This window comes from Cupriavidus sp. GW822-FHT03E04 (assembly GCF_058801495.1).
Window position 1 is genome coordinate 1 of sequence record NZ_JBXANI010000021.1, and the last position, 15,715, is coordinate 15,715.

General features: G+C 62.3%; 13 protein-coding genes and 1 pseudogene. 3 read left to right on the forward strand and 11 right to left on the reverse strand.

Features of this window, described 5'->3' with window-relative positions:
- The 8 genes from AC1RQC_RS27635 to AC1RQC_RS27670 all read right to left on the reverse strand — a co-directional run.
- A partial coding sequence (locus AC1RQC_RS27635) for an MFS transporter (protein WP_492885184.1) occupies nucleotides 1-611 on the reverse strand: 611 nt, incomplete at its 3' end.
- Nucleotides 612-694: 83 nt separating this feature from the next.
- Nucleotides 695-1,444, reverse strand: coding sequence for an SDR family NAD(P)-dependent oxidoreductase (locus tag AC1RQC_RS27640; protein WP_492885186.1), 750 nt, complete (start codon nucleotides 1,442-1,444; stop codon nucleotides 695-697).
- 183 nt (nucleotides 1,445-1,627) lie between these two features.
- Nucleotides 1,628-2,533, reverse strand: a complete 906-nt coding sequence (locus AC1RQC_RS27645; protein WP_492812030.1) for a LysR substrate-binding domain-containing protein — start codon at nucleotides 2,531-2,533, stop codon at nucleotides 1,628-1,630.
- A 691-nt stretch (nucleotides 2,534-3,224) separates the two neighbouring features.
- On the reverse strand, nucleotides 3,225-3,950 hold the full coding sequence (locus AC1RQC_RS27650; RefSeq protein ID WP_492812260.1) for a hypothetical protein: 726 nt from the start codon (nucleotides 3,948-3,950) through the stop codon (nucleotides 3,225-3,227).
- A gap of 105 nt (nucleotides 3,951-4,055) precedes the next feature.
- A complete protein-coding gene (locus AC1RQC_RS27655; RefSeq protein ID WP_492812032.1) occupies nucleotides 4,056-6,191 on the reverse strand; it encodes a TonB-dependent siderophore receptor in 2,136 nt (711 codons plus the stop codon).
- 187 nt (nucleotides 6,192-6,378) lie between these two features.
- The gene (locus tag AC1RQC_RS27660) at nucleotides 6,379-8,664 is read right to left on the reverse strand and encodes a TonB-dependent siderophore receptor (RefSeq protein ID WP_492812034.1); all 2,286 of its coding nucleotides are present in this window, start codon (nucleotides 8,662-8,664) and stop codon (nucleotides 6,379-6,381) included.
- Nucleotides 8,665-8,786: 122 nt separating this feature from the next.
- Nucleotides 8,787-9,788: a FecR domain-containing protein gene (locus tag AC1RQC_RS27665; RefSeq protein ID WP_492812036.1), complete on the reverse strand. Its 1,002-nt coding sequence runs from the start codon at nucleotides 9,786-9,788 to the stop codon at nucleotides 8,787-8,789.
- A complete protein-coding gene (locus AC1RQC_RS27670) occupies nucleotides 9,767-10,273 on the reverse strand; it encodes a sigma-70 family RNA polymerase sigma factor (RefSeq protein ID WP_492812038.1) in 507 nt (168 codons plus the stop codon). The genes AC1RQC_RS27665 and AC1RQC_RS27670 overlap by 22 nt, the downstream gene beginning before the upstream one ends.
- Nucleotides 10,274-10,902: 629 nt before the next feature.
- On the opposite strand from AC1RQC_RS27670, the gene AC1RQC_RS27675 reads away from it, so the two are divergent.
- The 3 genes and pseudogenes from AC1RQC_RS27675 to AC1RQC_RS27685 form a co-directional block, all read left to right on the forward strand.
- Complete coding sequence (locus tag AC1RQC_RS27675; protein WP_492812040.1) at nucleotides 10,903-11,478, forward strand: TetR/AcrR family transcriptional regulator; 576 nt, start codon at nucleotides 10,903-10,905, stop codon at nucleotides 11,476-11,478.
- 101 nt (nucleotides 11,479-11,579) lie between these two features.
- Nucleotides 11,580-12,275 (forward strand): pentapeptide repeat-containing protein, encoded by a 696-nt coding sequence (locus AC1RQC_RS27680; protein WP_492812042.1) that lies wholly within the window; start codon nucleotides 11,580-11,582, stop codon nucleotides 12,273-12,275.
- A gap of 456 nt (nucleotides 12,276-12,731) precedes the next feature.
- Nucleotides 12,732-13,117, forward strand: a pseudogene (locus AC1RQC_RS27685) (transposase); the annotation flags it as partial.
- 454 nt (nucleotides 13,118-13,571) lie between these two features.
- Here the strand turns inward: AC1RQC_RS27685 and AC1RQC_RS27690 are convergent.
- The 3 genes from AC1RQC_RS27690 to AC1RQC_RS27700 form a co-directional block, all read right to left on the reverse strand.
- Nucleotides 13,572-14,174 carry a nitroreductase family protein gene (locus tag AC1RQC_RS27690; protein ID WP_492812044.1) on the reverse strand — a complete coding sequence of 201 codons (603 nt, stop codon included), beginning with the start codon at nucleotides 14,172-14,174 and terminating at the stop codon, nucleotides 13,572-13,574.
- 101 nt (nucleotides 14,175-14,275) lie between these two features.
- Nucleotides 14,276-14,872, reverse strand: coding sequence for a malonic semialdehyde reductase (locus AC1RQC_RS27695; RefSeq protein ID WP_492812046.1), 597 nt, complete (start codon nucleotides 14,870-14,872; stop codon nucleotides 14,276-14,278).
- 88 nt (nucleotides 14,873-14,960) lie between these two features.
- Nucleotides 14,961-15,713 carry a class II aldolase/adducin family protein gene (locus tag AC1RQC_RS27700; protein ID WP_492812048.1) on the reverse strand — a complete coding sequence of 251 codons (753 nt, stop codon included), beginning with the start codon at nucleotides 15,711-15,713 and terminating at the stop codon, nucleotides 14,961-14,963.
- Nucleotides 15,714-15,715 lie beyond the last annotated feature (2 nt).

Below are 15,715 nucleotides of genomic sequence, written 5' to 3' on the forward strand. Positions count from 1 at the left end.
GATGGCAGCGCCTCCAGCATGAACAGCCACTTCCACCCGGCCAGGTCCAGCGCGCCGTGGAACGCGTGCATGATGTAGCCGGAAAGCGGCCCGCCAACGATGCCCGCCAACGGAATCGCCATGAAGAACATCGATAGCGCCTTGGCCCGTCGTTCCGATGGGAACCAGTAGGTCATGTAAAGGATGACACCCGGCGCGAATCCGGCCTCCGCCACGCCGAGCAGGAAACGCAACACGTAGAAGGAAGTGGGGCTGCTGACAAAAGCAAAGCTCGCCGAGATGACGGCCCATGTCAGCATGATGCGTGCGAGCCAGTTGCGCGCACCCACCTTGTGCAGGATCATGTTGCTCGGGACTTCGAAGAGGAAATAGCCAAGAAAGAAGATGCCGGCGCCGAGGCCATAGATCGTTTCGCTAAAGCGCAGGTCATTGAGCATCTGCAGCTTGGCGAATCCCACGTTGACCCGGTCCAGGTAGGCGCCAAGGTAGCAAAGCATCAGGAACGGTATCAGGCGCCGTACCACTTTTGCGTAGGTTCTGGATTCAAAGGTGGCGGCATCCGCGTGCGCCATCACATCGCCCGCAACGGGCGAAGCGTATTTGGTTTTCATGTTGTCTCCTGCCATGCGCCCCGGGTTCGCCCGGGTGCGCGGATTGTTCCGCCAGTTGAAGGGAAGGCGGTAGTCGGCGATGATCAGTGAATCAGCATCCCGCCATTGACGTCGAGCGTGATGCCCGTCAGGTAAGCGGACAGGTCGCTGATCAGGAAGAGGCAAGCGTTGGCCACGTCGGCGGCGTCACCCAGGCGGCCCAGCGGAATCCCCTTGATGATGTCGGCCCGCATTTCCGCGGTGAGCTTGTCGCCGGTGATGTCCGTCTGGATCAGGCCGGGCGTGATGGAGTTGATGCGGATGTTGTCGCCACCGAATTCGCGGGCCATGGCACGTGCAAGGCCAAGTACGCCCGCTTTGGCCGCGCTGTAGTGCGGCCCCCCGAAGATGCCGCCGCCGCGTTGCGCGGAGACAGACGACATGCAAACGATGCTGCCGCGCCTTTGCTCCTTCATTTGCGGGAGGACGGCCTGCGACATGTAGAGCGTGCCGCGCAGGTTCACATCGACCACGGCGTCGAAATTGGCGGGCTGGATGTCCAGTGTCCGTACCGGCTGCGTAATCCCCGCGTTATTGACCAGGCCATCGATCCGGCCGTATTTTTCCAGGGTGGCGCGTGCTGCCAGTTGGCAGGCCTCGCGGTCGGTCACATCGCATGCGAGGCCGAGATGGCCTGCGCCCAGTTCCAGCGCTGCGCGCTCAGCGTCAGCCTGCAGCAGGTCCAGGACCACCACCTTGGCGCCCTGCGCGGCAAGGGCGCTTGCCGTTGCCCTGCCGATGCCGCGGGGGGAGGCGGCGCCGGTTACGATCACAACCTTGTTCTCGAGCATCATGTCTGTCTCCTGATTATTGAAATGATGATTCGAGTGTGGTGCCTCGGGCAGCGCTGATCAATGCAGTCCATCTCAGCTATTGCTGAGAAATTTTCAGATGAGAAACGCGGTTCAGCAAAAACGGGAATGGTGCGCCGCACAATTTCCGGCTTTGAGCGAGAAATAGGCCAAGCAAAGCGTGGGCTAAGCTCCCGCCATTTTTCCGGCAGTTGACTTCCGTTCGCGCTCGATCCAGTCCAGAAATCGTTGAACCCGAGGCAAGTCCGCATTCTGTGATGGGCAGACGATATGGTGCGCTCCCACTTCCACGGCATGCGTATGGTCAAAGACCGGTACCAGCGTTCCCTTCCGGAGGTGCACTGACGCCAGCAACATGCTTTCCAATGCCACGCCGATGCCAAGGGCCGCCGTCTCCAGTGACATGTACGAGCGGTCAAAGGAAAAATCAAACGCTTGGGGCTGACTTGAGACGCCGAACCTGGCGAACCATTGCTGCCACTGGACAAGAGGCGTCTCTGAGAAGATCAGGCGTTGCTCAAGCAGATCAGCCGGACTACGAACGGGGTGCTCGGCAAGATACTCTGGGGACGCCAGAGGGGCGATGAACTCGTCGCGGAGTGTCTTGACCTGCAAATCACGCCAATGCGCATAGCCGTATCGGATATCGATGTCGTAGTAGCCGCTAGTGAACGAGATGTCCTCATAGGAGCAGGATAAATTCAACTGGATGTCGCCATTGTCGGCTTGAAACGACTCAAGCCGCGGCAGCAGCCACATCAGGCCGAAACTCGGACTCGAGTGCACCCTGAGTATGTCGACTTCGGCCTGGCTGGATGCGCGCTCCGTGGCGCGGTTCAGTTCTGCAAGCGCCCCCGTGACGTCGCGCAGGTATTGCTCACCAATAGGAGTGAGGGCCAGCCCCCGTCCTTGTCGAAAGAACAGCGGCTGGCCAACGATGGACTCGAGATTGGCAATCTGATGGCTCACTGCCGACGCGGTCAGACCTAACTCCTCGGACGCCCGGCCTACGCTCTTCGTTCTGGCGACACTCTCAAACGCGACGATCGACTTCACCGGCGGAATGCGCATGTTTGGTTCTCTAGTGACAGCGGTGAAGAGAGTAAATACTTGAAGTACCCGTCCCAGCGGTCTTCTGCTCCCAAGTCAATCGGCATACCGCCAAGACATGAAAACGAGCAACACGATTCTGAAGTTTCGCATAAAGTACACCACGGTTGTGAAGGGTCCCGCAATCGGTGATGACATCCCATCAGAGCGAGGCGAGTCATTTCACACCAAAGCTGCGAACGACGGAGCCGACGACGGCGTCCCTGCTTTCGAAGCAGCCGGTACAGTATTCTCCACTTGGCGGCGAGTTGGACAAGCGTCGCCTCAGATGTGGGTATTGACAAACTCGCGGTAGCTCCATCCTTGATCTGAGATTCACGCGGCGACGGGGCCAAGCGCCTGTTGGTATGGGTCGCCCCAATCGCTGGCGCCGCTACGTCGCAAGGCTGGGCTAAGCGGCTACAGCCTCGTCAGCAAAACAGACGCGGTGCTATGAGCCAGCAACCGGTCATGACTGCCCGGTCTACGGTGAATTGTAAACACAACCCCTCCGCGAGCGTAGCCCCCTCACAATGGCAGACCGCATCAACCATTCAACTCACCTCGTGTCCAGTGCGAGCAGTTTCGTACTTCCGCCGGCCAAGACAGAATGACCAGCAATCGACCATGGAGTCGCCCGACTGAAACGGGCGCCCCCCCGGGACGGCACGCGCTACCTGGCGACCTTCTCCTTCTGCAAGCCGACCGCCCAGTCCACCGCTCCATCGAATAACCGCACACCCTGCGTGCTGAGTTGTCCGAAGGTCAGGTTGTCCAGGAATAGCGCCGCACGGCGCGCCGGCGCGATGAAGTCATAGTCCATGGTTGCGCCCTGCTCATAGCCAAACACCACCGCCTTGTCGGGATCGCCCGGCAACGTGGCGATCACGATGGCGCTGCGCGCAGGGGTGCCCCAGCCCATCGCCACGTCACGCGGATAGACGTAGGTCTTGCCGGCCGGCAGCCCCGCTGCCAGTGGATGCGGCGCATTGACGACGCGGATGTAGTGCTCTTTCTCGACCTCGCCGTAGTCCACGCCCTTCCTGCGCCCTGTCAGGCGCAGCGAGTCGAGCAGGTCGTTCTCCCAGGTCACCAGCGGAACCGGTAGATTGCGGTAGGCGGTGTCCGCCATCTCGCGAGACTGCACCACCGACGACAAAATTACCAGGTCGTAGTTGCGTGCGGCATCAGGTGCCGCAGCCTGGTCCGCCATGGTGACTCGGAAACCACGGGATTCGAGATGCGCGCGGACCCTGGAGTCGCTCTCCAGCCCTTTTTGCTGAAGTTCACGGTGTCGCTCCGAGGCATTGGGATCCTGCTTGAGGCGGGTGACATACAGCACCGATTTGCCGTTGTCTTGCGCCTGCGCTGGTGCAACGCCCGCGATCAGCATCAGCATGCCGAGTGCGGCGGAGGCAGTGAATCGCGTCAGCAAGGACTTGGCATAGGGGGCAAATTGCATGGGAAATCCTTGTAAAGAATCAGATGGAGACGTTCGGGAAACTCAGAACTCGAAGACCGAGGCGAGGGTCACGGTGCGCGGCATGCCTACAGCCATCTGGCCGCTGCCCGCCGCACTCCAGTAGCGCTTGTCGCTGAGGTTGTCGATATTCGCCCGTACCGTTGCCCGCGTACCGTAAACCCTGGTGGTATAGCTGACGCCGGCGGTAAAGGTAGTGTAGCCACCGATATAGGCCTGGTTCAGGTTATTGACCGGCCGCGAGCCAACCGCATAGGCACCCGCATTGACGCTCAGACCCGCCAACAGCGGCACGCGATAGCTGAGAAACACGCTGGCGGTGCGCTGCGGCGTATTCTCCGGCGTCTTGCCGACCAGGTTGGCGCTGGTCGACGAAATGACCTTGGCATCGAGCAGCATCAGCGAGGCCAGCACGGAGAGATCGCGCGTCAGCTTGCCTTGCAGCGAGAACTCCAGCCCGCGATAGCGCTCCTTGCCGTTGAGCGAATAGATGTCGTCGCTGCCCGTGCTAGCCGACGGCCGCCCTAGTTCGAAGTAGGCGGCCGATGCCAGCAGGTCGCCAAAGACACGCGAGCGGATGCCGATCTCCTTTTGCCGGCTGACGGCGGCGGGCAGCGACTGCCCCGCGTTGCCGGCAGTGACGGGCGCCGTGCCGGCAGACTCCAGCCCCTCGATATAGCTGCCGTACAGGCTGATACGCGGCGTGGCCTTGTAGATGACGCTGACCGCCGGCGATGTGGCCGAAGCCTCGTAGGACGCGCTATTGCGCTGGTCGATGGTGTACTTACTGTAGCGCAACGCGCCCACCACCTGCCACTGCTCGTTCAGAGTGATGCGGTCCAGGGCAAATACGCCGCCGTTGCGCACGGTCTGCTCATAGAAGGAACGGTCCCGCTGCGTGTTCTTGCTGCCGTTGGGCGCGCGCTGCAGCGAGGTGATCTCGACCGGGTCGTACAGGTTCTGGGAGGCTCGGTACATCGACGTTTCGAAGCTCGGCTGATATAGCCGGTTCTGGCTCGCCCCGATCAGCACGTCATGCCCGATCGGGCCGGTCTTGAACACGCCGTTGACTTCGGCCCGCACGTTCTGGTTGAGGTAATCCTGCCCCGGCTGGTCCGCACCGTACAAGGTGCCGGCGCCGGTCTTGACATTGTAGTTGTCGAAGATCCACAGCCAGCGGTCCCGCCGCGTGCGGGATTGGCCCAGGCTCAGGCTGGCGGTCCAGCCTTCATTGAAGGCGTAGTCGGCTCGCAGCAAATGCGTGGTGGCCTCGGACTGTGTGTCCTTGCCCTTCATGGACAGCAGCCTCCCAGGGTCCGGGATTGAGGGCAGCGTGATGACGCCGTTGACCGCGTTCTGCGGCACGATACCCGCCTGCTCCGTGATGCGGGCGCGGATGCGCTCCATATCGTACTTGAGGGTCAGGCTGTCGGTCACGCGCCAGTCCAGCGCGGCGCTGAACATACGGCGGTAGCCATTGTCGCCGTCAATCGGCGTATGGACGTTGTTGGTGAGTGCGTTGACACGCACGCCGAACTGCTGGCGCTCGCCAAAGCGCCGGCCCAGATCGATGTGGGCCAACGACGAACCGTTGTTGTCGGTGGAAAACGCCAGCGCCGTGACCGGGTTGGCGCCGGCGCGCTTGGTCACCATATTGACCACGCCGCCCGGATCGACAAAGCCGTAATAAAGCGCCGCGGCGCCCTTGAGTACCTCCATGCGCTCCTTGTCCTCCATCGGGATCGGGAGATTATTGTCGAACGGCAGGACACTGTTGAACATATAGCTCGACCGGTTGTCGAGGCTGATGCCACGTACCGAGAGCTGGTCGTAGGCAATGCCGCTTTGCTGCTGGCGCACTACGCCGGCCACGTTGCGCAGCGCGTCGTGCAGGCCGGTGGCGCCCTGCTCGTCCAGCACCTCGCGCGGCACCACGTTGACCGTAGCAGGGATATCGAGCATGTCCAGCCCGCGGTACATGCCCAATTCCGCATGGACCGGCGCGAATCCGTTGGCGATGTTGCCGACCACGTTGACGGCGGGCAGGTCGTTCGGGGCAGCCGCCGCCTCCGGCGCGGCGGTTTGCGCAAGCGCGGGGGCAGTCGATTCGATCAGGGCAAGCGTGATCAGCGCGCGACGAAGCGCTACGGCAAACATCATGATTTCCTAGGTTGTCTTTCGGCCGGCGAACGGGAGCGGCCATGCGAGCGCGCGCCCCGAGGGCGCGGCGAGCGGCGTGGCTCCTATGCACCACGCCCTGCTCCGCCGAGCTCCTACCTGGTAAGCCGGACGAGAACAGAAAACGTGCAAATGCGCGCGAGAAATTCGCGCGGCGCGGAGCGCGAGCTCAGAAGGCGACGCTTGCCAGCAGCCGCGCCTCGCGCCGCGCGCCCACATTGACCCGCAGCGCGCCGGCGCTCGACGGATAGTAAGCCTGGTCGAGCAGATTGTTGACGTTGACTTGCAGCCGCGTCCTGTAGCCGCCCAGCCGGCTCTCCCAGCGCAGGAACAGGTCGACGATGGCGTAGCCGGGTAGCCAGAATGCGTTGGCCTCATCGCCAGCGCGCCTGCCGACATAGCGCGCGCCGCCGCCGATGCGCCACTGGCCGGCGAACGCGGGCAGGTCCAGCCGGTGGCTGGCGTACAGGCTGAACGCGTGGCGCGGCACATTGACTAGGCGGTTGCCCGCCGTGACGGGATCTTCCAGCACCCGGGCATCGGTATAGGCATAGGCTCCGACCAGTTCCCAGCGCGGGCCCAGCCGTGCCCTGACATCCAGCTCCACACCGCGCGAGCCGGCCTTGCCCAGCGCGCGGCTGACACTCAGCCCGGTTTGGGGATCGGCTTCGGCCACTACGATATTGCGCTTGCGGATGTCATACACAGCCAGGCTGCCCGCCAGTCCCGTGGACAGTTCGAGCTTCGCCCCGGCCTCGAAGCTGCGCCCTTGCTCGGGCTCGAATCCCTGCCCGGTCTGCGTAGCGGCACGGTTCGGCACGAACGAGCGGCTGTAGTTACCATACAGCGAGACCTGTGGGGTGAGCCTGTACACCAGGCCAGCGAAAGGCAGCCAGGCCTGCAGGCTGTCGTCGGTCCTCGGCACGAACGGCCGGCCGATACCCTGGTATTGGTGCAGGCGCTGGTAGCGGGCCCCCAACGCAAGCATCCACTGCTCGCCCAGGTGCCAGTTGTCCTTGAGATACAGCGCGGATGCCGCGATGCGCGACACATAGCCGCTGCTTGCTTCGTCCACCACCGCCGGCGCCGCCAGGTTGCCGTACGCCGGGTCGAACACATCGAATGCGCCGTTGACAGCGCCGCGCAGCGAGTCACCCCGGGTTTCGCCGTTGCGCTCCAAATTGGCGCCCACCACCAGGTCGTGGCGCACGCCAGCCACCACGGGATGGCCCTGCACGCTCCAGTCGAGGTAGTGGATGGTCTCGTGCACGTCCCGGTTGCCGTCGCTGCGGCGCGTGAGCATGCCCGCGCCGGACAGCGCCACCGGCCTGGCCATGCTGTCATCGTAGAGGCTCTTGCTCCAATTGTAGTGCAGCCGGGTTTTCCAGTCGCCGGCCAGGCGCCGCTCAACTTGCAGGCTGAGGTTTTCATTGTGGCCATCGGCCACGGCCCAGTGTTCGTCAAAGCGCTGGCGGTAGCCGGTGCCGACGGGCTTACCGTCGACAAATACCGTGCCCCGGTCGAAGGGCTGCGTGTAGTCGTTGCGCTCGTAGGCCAGCAGGATCCGCGTATTGCCGCCGGTCCAGCGCAGAGACGGCGCCAGCAGCGTGTGCACGTTGGCACCGAAGTTGCGCCAGTAGTCCTCATGCCCGCGCTCCGCGATCATCCGGTAGTCCAGCCCGCTGTTCGCCACCGGCCCGGTCACATCCGCCATGACGGTGCCGCCGCCATAGCTGCTGGTTTCCGCACGCGCCTCTGCGTGAAAAGCAGAGAGTGGCTGCCTGGAGATAACGTTGATCACGCCACCCGGCTCCATCACGCCGTAAAGCAGAGATGCCGGGCCTTTGAGGATCTCGACCCGCTCCGTGGTGGCGCTGAACTTGTGTTGGCTGGCGCTGCGCGCGCCGTCGCGCAGAACCGAGCCATCGGTATTGGTGCCGAAGCCGCGCTTGATCAGGCCGTCCTCGGTGTTGCCGTAGGTATTGCTCTGGACCACGCCGCTGGCAAAGCGGGCGATATCGTCCAGCGAGCGCGCGCGGAAATCGTCAATCATCGCCGGCGTGATCACGTTGACTACCTGCGCGTCTTCCAACGCCAGTATCGTCATCATGCCGGCGGTGACGCTGGCGCTGGCGTGGTAGCCCTGGATGGCGCCCGCGCTGACGGTCACGGCGGGCAGGAGTGGATCGGTCTGCGCCGGCGCTGGCGCCGCCAGCTGGCGCAAGGTGTATGCGCCGTCGCCCAGCGCCACCGCTTCCAGGCCGGAGCCCGCCAGCAAGGCGGCAAAGCCCGCCGTCACCGTGTAGCTGCCGGCCAGCCCCGCAGCGCGCAGCCCGTACGCGTTAGCGGGATCGAACGATAGCGCCACACCTGCCTCAGCGGCAAAGCGGCCCAGCGCCGTCGCCAGCGGACCGGGCTCGACGTGGTACGACCGGCCTGATTGGCTACTGGGCACAGCCGGCTCTGTACTGCTGAATCCCAGTTGCGGCGCTAGCACCGCGCAGGCAGCCACGCCTTGCGCGGCAAGCCGGATCCAGGCGGAAAACAAGATCGCCGCGCGCATCGATGCCACCCGAGCTACAACGGCAAGACAGTGACCCAGTACCGCGTCAGCGACGCAATCCGGATGGGAAGTGTCCTGGCGAGGACGGCCAGCGCCTTGTCGGTGTTGTCGAGTGGGAACGCGCCGGAAACCCGCAGCGCAGCCACCGCCGGATCGCAGGCCAACCGGCCGCTGCGATAGCGGCGCAGTTCGGCCAGGATATCTTCGAGGCGCCAGTCGTTGACGACCAGGCTGCCGTCTTCCCAGGACGCGGCGGCAGGATCGGCAGTATGGATCGGCCCAACGCGCTCGCGCGTGAAGCTGGCCTGCTCGCCCGCGCGCAGCAGCAGCGACCCGCCAGCGCCGGCGCGGATCTCCACGGCACTCTCCAACACCATCACGCTGGTGCGGTCATCTTCCACGCGCACAGTAAAGCGCGTGCCCAGGGCCCGCACGCTTCCGTGTGCCGTGCCGACGAGCAAGGGGCGCGCATCGCGCGGCCTGCGTATGCCGGCGCGGGCCGTTTCGACCAGGATTTCGCCGGCACGTAACCGCAGCAGCCGCCGTGTAGCGCCGAACGTCACATCGACCGCACTGCGGGTGTTCAGGATCAAGTGCGAGCCGTCGGCCAACGCCACGCTACGGCGCTCGCCCACGCCGGTGCTGTAGTCCGCCAGCAGCGCCGGCGCCAACTCGCCATCGCGCAACCAGCGATATGATGCCGCCGCCAGTGAGCCCATGCACACGAGCACAGCCACGTTCTTGAGCCCGCGCCGCCGGCGCCGGCCCGCCGCCGTCAGCGCCGGCACCGCGATGCCGGCGGGCACTTGGCGCATGACATCGCGAATGGCCTCCAAGCGCTGCCACGCGCGCTGGTGGGCGGCATGCCTGGCGTGCCATTGCTGCCAGGCCTGGTACTCCGCCGCGCCGACCGCGCCGGAGCACAGGCGGACATACCACGCGATGGCTTCGCGCCGCACCGTGTCGGCATTGGGCTCGGCCGCGTGCGGCCCGCTCACGGCGCCAGCAGGAAGCACTGTTCGAGCGCCTTGATCATGTAGTTGTTGACGGTGCGCAGGCTCACGCCAAGCCTCAGCGCGATTTCAGCATATGTCAGGCCTTCGCACTGGGACAACACGAAAGCCTGGCGCACCGGCGGTTTCATCGCATCGAGCATGCCGTCGATGGCCATCAGTGCCTCGAGCACAATGGCGCGCTCTTCCAGCGAGGGGAGTTGCGGTTCCGGCAAGGTGGCGAGGACATCCAGGTAAGCGCGTTCGAGCGCGCGGCGCCGGTAGAAATCCACCACGAGCCCGCGCGCAATGGTGGCCAGGTAAGCCCGTGGCTCGGCCATGGCGACCGCCTCCCGCTTGCTGAGCACGCGCACGAAGGTATCGTGCGCCAGATCTGCCGCCAGGTGTGAGCAACTCAGCTTCTTGCGTAACCAGGTAAGCAGCCAACTGTGGTGATGGCTGTATAGGGCATGTAATTCGTGCTGCAAGGCAGGCTCGGCGACCGACATGACTTCCCTTGGTTGCCGACAGGCGGCCAGTTCAAATGCTAATAAGACGTATTCGCATTATAACCGATAGAAGACGATGATGTAATGCCCCTATGCTCCCCTTGGGGTTTTGGGTGCGCTGCTCCGCCAGCGCCAGCACGCCGTAGGCATCGACCAACCCAAATATGTGCCGCAGTCAGGGTGTGCTGGCGGCGCTCCAAGGCCGCGCGCTGGCATGGCTCGGCAAAGCGGGCGAAGTTCTTGATCGCAGAGTACGCAAAATCGGCGCCATTTCCCGTACATCGCGCCGCTCGACGCGGATATCGGCACTTTCTTCCGTAACTTCTCCCATCCCGCAGTGAGGGAGGAAGTGCTCGCGATAAGCCGGGTGGTTTGCGTCGGCCACGCCGCCGTGCTGCGCCCACTGAAGTCGCAGGATCTTGGCTTTTTCGCCCTCGCCGCATAGCCCTGTCACGACGGGCTCGCCGGCGCCTAGCATAGCTAGAGCGAGCGAGAGGTGGGATCGCTCGGTGTACTCGGATCGCAGCCGCTCGGTATCGGGACCCGCTCATCGCTCACCCGAGCAAATTTCCGAAGAAGACTAAAGCGATGATAGAATAATAAATCCTTCCGGATGGATTTATTATTCTATGTCCGAAGCAAACAGGCGCCTCAAGAACCCTGAACTTATTCGTAACCAATGCCTATCGGTAGTGCGAGAGTTGCTGCTCTCGCACGGGCCCGATTCCGTTACCCTCGACTTGGTCGCACAGGGCGCCGGAGTGACCAAGGGAGGGCTGCAGTATCACTACCGCAGCAAGAATGCCCTGCTCGAGGCACTGAGCGAGCAACTTTTCGAGGAATTCGACAGAAACTATCAACGCGCGCTGGCTGCTGAGGCAGACGATCCTGGCAAATACGCTCGAGCCTACATTAATACATGTTTCCACAGCACAACTTACGACAATGCCATCGGAACACAGCGTGCCATAGCAATGCTGGCGTTGACGCTCCCCTCTTGTCGTGAGAAATGGAGCCACAGAATGACTAAGGCCCTTAAGCATGACGACGCGGGCGCGGCGAATGAAGATCAACTCCTAATATGCCGACTCACAGGAGATGGAATGTGGTTTGCGGAAATGTTCGAGGTCTATGATTTCGATGGCCCCCGGAAAGCGCGTCTACTCGCATTGCTTCTGGAAATGTGCGACAGAGCCATGCGTTAGCGCTTTAACCGCCTGGCACATACCGTGAGATACCGCCGGTACATTACCGCGCCCCTCCCCAACGCGTCTTAACGTTTCTTGACGCTCATTCGGCAAACTGCATGCTCGCACCATCTCCCCGCACCCTGTCAAACACGAGGTTCTCCCGCGACGGCCTCCTCGAGATTCTTTCGGAGCGTCCGTCCCAGCTCCGTTTCGAGCGATGCGACTTCGATGATCAAGATTTCAGTGGACTAGACCTCTCGTCCGTCGAGTTTCTGATGTGCACATTCGTGGGCGTGTTGTTAAGGAAAACTAATCTTGTCGAATCAAAGTGGATGCGCAACAAGGCCGCGGGCGCTGACTTTACTATGGCGGACGCCACAGAAGCGAGGTTTTGCAGCTGCGACCTTAACAACACGCAGTGGGAACGCGCACGGCTAGCTAGCACAATCTTCACGGAAACAAAGCTAACAGGCGCTCGGTTTCGCGAAGCCACTACCCTTGGCTTAGTCTTCCATAGCAGCCTTCTCGTCGGCTGCGACCTTCGCGGCTTATCGTTTCGTAAACAACGCCTTGAGCAAATTGACTTGTCCGACGCCGACCTCGCGGGCTGCGATTTCCGGGATGCCGTGTTCGACGGAGGCCGTCTGCGTGGCGCCAATCTGAAGCAAGCGCGCTTTGATGGCGCCGACCTTCGCCTGGCCGACATCGGCGGGTTAAACCTGACCACTGCCGTAGCTTCATTCAAGGGCGCCATCATCTCTGCTGACCAAGCAGCCGAGATTGTTGGGCAAGCGGGCATCCGCGTCTACTAACCTTGGGATGGTGTTCAAAACGACGTCATGAGAGTCGTGCTGACCGTGCGAGCGTGGTCGGATGAAATTGATGAGATCTTCGGTCAGATTTCGACACCAGGTTCAGGATTGGCACCGGCGCTATCACCCACGTTTCGCGTCGCCGGCCCAAATACCGGCGCACTCATCCCTTGGTGCTCGGCTGCAGTCGACGGCGCTCCATCCACAGATTGCTCAGTCAAGCCACGGTAGCGCCCTTCATGTGGGCAAACTGGCGTTTGATGATGCGAAAAAGGGGGACTCCATGCGGGCCTACTACGCATGACTCCGCCCCTATGCCTCGCATCGGCACGCTTACTCTCACGGGTACTCCGCTTAAGTTTCTCCCTTAGAAGCTGTTGCGAAATTACCCATAGGGTCTGTTAGGTTTTTCGAGCCGGTGTTAACTTCCTGTCTTGTTTTGCCTGACAGGAAGCGATGCCCGGAGAGCTGATAGACGACGAACTGTGGTCACTCATCGAACCGTTGCTGCCGGCGCGAGCGCCGCGCAACCGCCGATATGCAGGGCGCAAGCCGACGCCAGACCGAGCGGTGCTAACTGGCATCGTGTTCGTTCTGCGCTCTGGCATCGCCTGGAATCTACTGCCGAAAGAGTTGGGCTGTAGCTCGGGCACCGCATGCTGGCGGTGGCTGCTCGCATGGCAGGAGGCTGGCGTCTGGCAACGCATCCACGAGACACCACTGTCCGAATTGCGCCGTCGCGGCCAACTCGACATGGCGCGCGCCATTGTCGACAGCTCCTCGGTTCGCGCCATGCTGGCGGGAAAAAAACTGGCCCGAACCCAACGGACCGGCGCAAGTTGATTTCAAGCAGGGCATGCTGCGCGAGCAACTCACTGTGCACCGGGTCGCATCCCAACGCCAATCGACGCCATGCGCGTCGCGTCACCGGACTCGCATCGTTCGACAGGAAGGGGTGCGAAACCTGGGAATCTAGCCCGCGGTTGGGGGAGCAGACCAATGTGCGGTTGCTCTCCGCGCAAGCCGATTCTCGGTTCAAGACGTAGCGGCAGCGCGTACGCACGATGCAGGCGGCGTAGATGCTGAGCACAGCTTTGTCACGTTGACGTGCCGCCGCGATAGCGGCGCTCCATCCGACCGCCAACTCGATCGAAGAGAGCGCATTTAATAGCCGCGTCACAATGACCGCATCAAAAATGAGATCGGCTTTCATCGGCTTGACGTCATAGGAAACAATATCAGCCCAGACATGACGCTGGAGTCAATGCACGAATCCCCACCCAACTCACTAGCAGGTCAGTTTTCGAAACCGAATTTCCCTTCTACGGCGATGGCCTTCATGGCAAGCCGCGCGCTGGGTGCTTCGCGCGACTGTAGGGACGCGGACAGGAAGCTCTTGTCTTCGCTGCGGCGGCCAATGGCAACTGCGGCCTGCACTGTGTAATCGGCCGGAATGCCAAGGCTGCTGCGTGCCAAATCCTTGTCGAAGCCGGCGATGCCATGGGCATGCCAGCCCAGCAAAGTGGCTTGCAAGGCGACGTAACCCCAAGCAGATCCCGTGTCGAACTCGTGACTTGCGTTGTACACGGGCGCCGCTGCGCCCGGCATTTGAGCGCTGTTGGCCGACGCGATGATCAGCAAGGCCGACGCGCGCTCTGCCCAACTCTGGTTAAAGGTGTTGAGCGTGGCAAACAGCGGCTGCCAGGCCGGCGTGCCCGCACGGGCGTAGATGAAACGCCAGGGCTGCAGGTTGAAGGCCGAAGGCGCCCAGCGGCCTGCCTCGATGATGGTCAGCAGTTCCTCCTCGCTGATGCTCTCGCCCGTGAATGCACGGGGCGACCAACGGTCGATGAAGATGGGGCTGACTCCGTATTCCGGTTGGCGGGACGGTGCTGGCATAGAGAGACTCCTTTAGTGTGTCCGATATGGAAATGAAGCTGCTTGCCGCAATGGTATCCGCCCGGCGCTGGCGGTGCGTATGCCCGGTCCGGCGTGAAATCTCATGCGAACGAGCACACCTCGTCGAAAGACGGCCGAGGGAGCCGATCCCACATTTCTCGATGTGGGTCGCCGCGGCCCAGCGCGCAAACGAGGTTAGTCTTCACACGTCCGTCGGGGAAGAAATCTCGGTCGACGCTGTCATGCCTGAACCCCGACATCGGTCCGCAATCGAGTCCAACCGCGCGAGCAGCAACGATGAAATACCCTGCCTGCATTGAAGAATTCCGAAACGCCGTCTCTTCGGACAGAGCAGGACTGTCCGTGAACATTTTCGCCCGCGTCGGATCATGGGGAAACAAGACATCCAGCCGCTCGAAGAAGCGAGTGTCATAGCCGAGTATCGCCGTCACCGGCGCAGCGAGAACCTTGTCAGCGTTCCTGCCCAGCATGGCCTTTGCTAGGCGTTCGCGGCCTTCCTGTCCGCTCACGAACACAATACGCAGCGGATTTGTGTTGGAACTGGTCGGACAGAACTTCATCAGCTCATAGAGTTCGACCAGCTTTTCCCTCTCGACAGGTGCATCGGTCCATGCATTAAAGCTGCGCGCCTCGAGGAAAATCCGATCGATGTTCTCTTTGTCTGTCCCGTTACCCATTACCTGACTCCTTTGTATCTACCTTGAATCATTGAAAGTGGCTCAGCGCTCGCCTCCACGATGCAAAGCACAAGGCCAACGAGTAAATCTACCGGCCATCCTGCGGCGCGAGTTCCTTCACGAGCCGGCGCGCCTTGTTCCGCCAGAGCACCCAGGCCCGGTCCAGATGGGCATTCGTGCTTGCATCGGTGGCTCTCGCTTCTTCGTCGGTGAGATAGCGCACCTCGCCCAGCGCCATCCCCTGCAATTGCAGGCGGGCATTGAGCTCCGCGTAGACGGCCCGATGCACCGCCTGGCGCAGCGACTCGCCCACCACGGTACTGCCGTGTCCACGCATCAGCACGATCGTAGATCTCCCCAGCGACGCGGCCAGTCCCTGCCCCAGGACGGGATTTCTGACGAGGAGATCGGAGCCATCCCCTGCCACGTCTTGAATCTCGAAGACGGGACAGCCCTCACCGCCGAGAAAGCCGCAGGTGTGGCATACCGGTCGCAAGCGCGTGCCCGTCACCCCGAATGGAATCAGCGTAGGGGAATGGCTGTGGACGATAGCTTTGACGTCTGGCCGTGACCGATAGATCTCGGTATGAATGAACCGCTCCACGTAGGTCTGCATGCCGCTTTGCCCGACCACCTGACCATCCAGATCGACCCTCAGGATATCCTCCGCTCCCACGAGCGCCGGCGCCATGCTGCGTGCAATGAAGAAGCTCCCGGGATCACTGTCTGACCGCACGCTGACATGGCCGAATCCGTCAAGCACGCCCTCGCTATACAAAATGTGATTGGCATCGACCAGGTCGTCTACCAGAATGCTGTCTGAATCTGCCTGTGTTCCCACAC